The organism is Clostridia bacterium, from assembly GCA_035561135.1.
Lineage (GTDB): Bacteria > Acidobacteriota > Terriglobia > Terriglobales > Acidobacteriaceae > DATMYA01.
The window spans coordinates 1-2,412 of sequence record DATMYA010000070.1; the positions used below are offsets into that span (position 1 = coordinate 1).

Genomic DNA, 2,412 nt, shown 5'->3' on the forward strand with positions numbered 1-2,412 from the left:
TCCGCGGCGAAGCGGCCTGAAGGCCGGCCCACCAGGTTTTCCACGGCTCCCGCGAGAGCCGGGAGACGATCCGATCCCGGGCGGTGCCGTCGTAGAACAGGGAAGGGTGGCGTTCGCGCTCGGGCAGGCTCGGCTGCCAGAGGTCGCCCCAGTCCCGTGGGACGTCCTGGGCCTGCATCTCGCGTGGCGCACACAGCAGGGCGGGCGCGCAGCAGAGCCACTGACAAAGGGCGCGCCGCTTGATGGCTGGCGACATGGTTTCTGCGTTATTCTACCTCACGCAACACGCCGGCTCGTAGGGAAGCTGGCAAGGGAAGCTGCCAAATTTTTTTCTGCGATAGCATTTAAATCCTAGAACAGGCATTCCGGGTCATTGGCTAAAATTGTCGATAGGCTACACTTGAGACCATGCGCTCGCTTGCGTCTACATTTCTACTCACACTATTTCTCGCGAACCTCGGGTTCAGCCAGGATTCGCGCGGAGCGATTGCCGGCCGGGCCATGGATCCGTCCGGAGCCAATTTGGCCGATATCCAGGTCCGCGTGGTCAATGAACAGATGGGAACAGCGGTTGAAGCCCAAACCAACGAATCCGGACTCTATGCAGTCCGGTATTTATTGCCCGGCACATATAGTGTCACCGCGCAGCGGTCCGGTTTCAAGAAACTCGAACGGAAAGGTATCGAAGTGCGAGTTGGCGAAACAGTCACGCTCGACCTTAATCTGGCACTCGGCGAAGTCACGGAAACGATCGAGGTAACCGCGTCCGCGCCGCTGCTGCAGCGCGACAGCGCGTCGCTCGGCGCAGTCATCGACAGGAGCAACATGATGGAGTTGCCGATGGCCGCCGGAAACGCCGCCGAACTGGTCGATCTGGCGCCTGGCGTGGGACGGACCGGTTCGATCGCAATCCACAAGGCCGCCTTCAACGCCGGCACTTCAACGCTGGTGGTCAACGGCAACCTGTCGAACGCAAACGAGTTCACCATTGACGGTATTCCGAACACGTTCGCCAGCGGCACGTCTCCACGAATCGCGTTTTCGCCGCCGTCGCAAACCATTAGCGAGTTTAAGGTCCAGACGAGCCAGTATGATGCCTCCATCGGTCACACCATGGGGGCGGTGTTCAACATGAACACTAAGAGCGGCACCAACGACCTGCACGGCGAAGTGCATCATTACCTGGGTAACAGCGCATTGGACGCCACCAATTTCTTCGCCAATCGCAATGGCAAAGGGAAAGACGCGTACACGGACAATCGTTACGGCGGGGCAATTGGCGGTCCCGTCTTCTTCCCGAAACTTTACAACGGTAAGAATAAGACTTTTTTCCTCTATGCATTCGACGGCAACAAGTGGGGCGCGCTGCAACAATACACCAACACCGTTCCCACAGCGGCGGAGCGCCAGGGAGATTTCTCCGCACTACTGAAACTGGGTGGGACCTACCAGATCTACAACCCGTTCACCACTGTGGCCAAAGGCGACGGCACTTTCACGCGCTCGCCCTTCCCGAACAATGTCATTCCGGCCAGCATGATTCAGCCGACGGCAAAGGCCATCTTGGCGTATTACCCGGACCCGAACGTGCCCGGAAACGCCAACGGGCAAAACAATTTCGTGCGTCCCACCTTCGCGGCTAAGGAGACGTATTGGGCGCATTTCCTGCGCGTGGACCACACCTTCAATGACAAGAACCGCATGTTTGTCCGCCTCGACTACGATTTCTGGGATGAGGACGAGAACCACTGGTTCGGCAACGACAACGTGGCGGATGGATGGAACGACGGCCGCACCAATCGCGGCATGGCGATTGACCACGTCTACGTTCTGAACCCCAGCACGTTGATCAACGTGCGTTATGGCATCACGCAACAGGATTTCCCGGGGACCCGCCCCAGCAAGGGTTTCGACCTGTCCTCGCTCGGTTTCTCAAAGAACCTGACGTCGTTGATTCCAGCCAGCGAGGCCAGGTTTCCCAATGTCGTGCTTACCTCGTTCGCTGAGTTGGGAACCCCGTTATCGCCCGGCGACGGTATCAATACCAGCATGATTCACAGCCTGGCCGCCAGCGCGACGACGCTTAAGGGGAGCCACAACCTGCATTATGGCGTCGACTTCCGCGTCGGCCGCGCCTTCCAGAACCGCTATGCGCAGCAGGTAGCACCGCTGTTGCGCTTCAATACCGATTACACCAAGGGGCCCACCAGCACGTCGGCTGCTTCGGCGCTCGGCCAGGATCTGGCCGCGATGCTGTTAGGAATTCCGGCAGGCTCCATGCAGGTCACCTCCAGCTATGCGAGTCAGGACACCTGGTTCGGCGCCTACCTGCAGGACGACTGGAAGATCACGCCCAAATTCACGGCGACCCTCGGCCTGCGCGTGGAGCACGAATCGCCGCTGACCGAGCGC

Annotated in this window: 2 protein-coding genes; one reads left to right on the forward strand and one right to left on the reverse strand. The window is 59.5% G+C overall.

The features are described 5' to 3' along the window. The coding region (locus VN622_14295; protein HWR37029.1) for a hypothetical protein at positions 1–256 on the reverse strand (256 nt) is incomplete at its 3' end. Between the two features lie 152 nt (positions 257–408). On the opposite strand from VN622_14295, the gene VN622_14300 reads away from it, so the two are divergent. Continuing rightward, positions 409–2,412, forward strand: a 2,004-nt coding sequence (locus VN622_14300) for a carboxypeptidase-like regulatory domain-containing protein (GenBank protein ID HWR37030.1), incomplete at its 3' end; no start/stop codon positions are given.